We start from the raw sequence: 1,590 nt of genomic DNA on the forward strand, positions 1-1,590 counted from the left end.
GTATGTGTTTACCCCGAGGTCTCGACAGCCGGCACAGCGTGAGCTCGTGAGATCATCTCATTGCTGCTGACGACTCGGCGAAGTTCTTCGTAGGGATTGCGTCCCTGCTGGCGCCACGTCGCCAGCAGGGACAAGACCGTCTCGTGAACGAACATTCCTCGGTCGTTACGGAGCGTTCCGATGATTTTCCGGAGAACAACAGGTTCACGAAGTGCGTTCTCAGCCGCATTATTCGTCGGGGAGACCGCTGGCTCACCGATGAAGGTGAGCCAGTGGTCGAGCCCACCTTCAATTTTCCCGAGCAGTGTTGCCACTGATTCGGCGGTCACTGACCGCTCAACCAGCGATTTGAGTCCGTTCTGGCATGAGCGATGCATTTGTGCTCTCTCACGAGGGCCCGGGTCGGTCTCCAGCCACGACTGGAGACCGACGAACATCTGCGTGAGATACCGGTACACTGGTTCTGCCTCCTCGTGGTCACTCGCAACGTCTTCGGCTTCTCGGAGAAGATGTGCCCAGCACCGCTGAAGATTACTGCTGAACGCTGGATACGCCGTCCACCCGTCACAGATGACCGTTCCCGCGAAGTCCTCGCCGAGGACTTCCGCGGGAACATCACTCCCACGACTCTCTCTGACCGCGTACAACGTGTGCTGGGCTGTCCGAAACGTCCAGATCCACGCTTGCTCACCGTCGCGTTTGATGCCCGTTTCGTCGATGTGAACCACGTCGGCATCTTGGATCTCTCGACGGATCTGCTCGTACTCACAGCGACCGGCGCGCGCCGCGCGCTCGGTCGCGTGCCACGCGGATGCGCCCGAGAGTTCGAGTCTGTGCAGTTGCTCGAAGCGATCAGCGATCTTTCGGTACGGAAGGCGGTGATCGTACCGTGAAAGCGCTGATTGTGCGATGACGTTCACCCCGAACTGCCCCTCATCGGGGCAGTCGGGGTGGGTCGCAACTGTCTCTGTTCCACAGGAGTCACACTGGTAGCGATGGCGGTTGTACTGGGTGACTTCTGGCGGCTGTGGATCCGGGATCTCCTCGACGAGTCGGGGGCTGACGCCCACCGACTCGTCGAAGTGGTCGCCACACTCGGGACAACAGTCACAGGTGACCTCGGTTTCTTCGTCAGGATCGGGCGGAGAACGCCACTCCGGGTCGTGACCGTCCTTCCGACCGGGAGTGCCTCCGTCAGTTCGAACATCGTCGTCTTCGTCGTTCTGCTCGGTCGGGGACTCACCGGTCCCCGACCGTCGCTTACTGGGCGGAGTATGCGGATTCTCGTACTTGCGCAGGCGTGTTTCGAGTTCTTCGATCCGCTCGTCCTTCTGGTCGAGTTTCTCTTCCAGCTCGTTGATTCGCTCCTCCATCTGGAGAAAGCGTGAGAGGAGTTCGTCCTTGGTGAGATCGTCCTCGTTCACTACTCCCACCTCGAATTGACACCAGCAGAGCCAACGGGATGGTCTCCGGTCCTCGGAGACCATCCCTGTGGAAACAGACTCACTCTCTGCTGACAGACCATGTGTCTGTCATAGGCCACCTCCTACGAGACAGTGACGAAATCAGCTGGGGCTAAACACGTACGAA

The 1,590-nt window shown here is 59.5% G+C and carries 1 protein-coding gene; it reads right to left on the reverse strand.

Annotated features, from left to right (window positions below):
- Nucleotides 1-8: 8 nt before the first annotated feature.
- Entirely contained in the window at nt 9-1,424 is a 1,416-nt protein-coding gene (tnpC, locus tag CK500_RS16670; protein WP_095638300.1) for an IS66 family transposase, read from the reverse strand.
- Between the last annotated feature and the right edge of the window lie 166 nt (nt 1,425-1,590).

Source organism: Halorubrum salipaludis (assembly GCF_002286985.1).
Lineage (GTDB): Archaea > Halobacteriota > Halobacteria > Halobacteriales > Haloferacaceae > Halorubrum > Halorubrum salipaludis.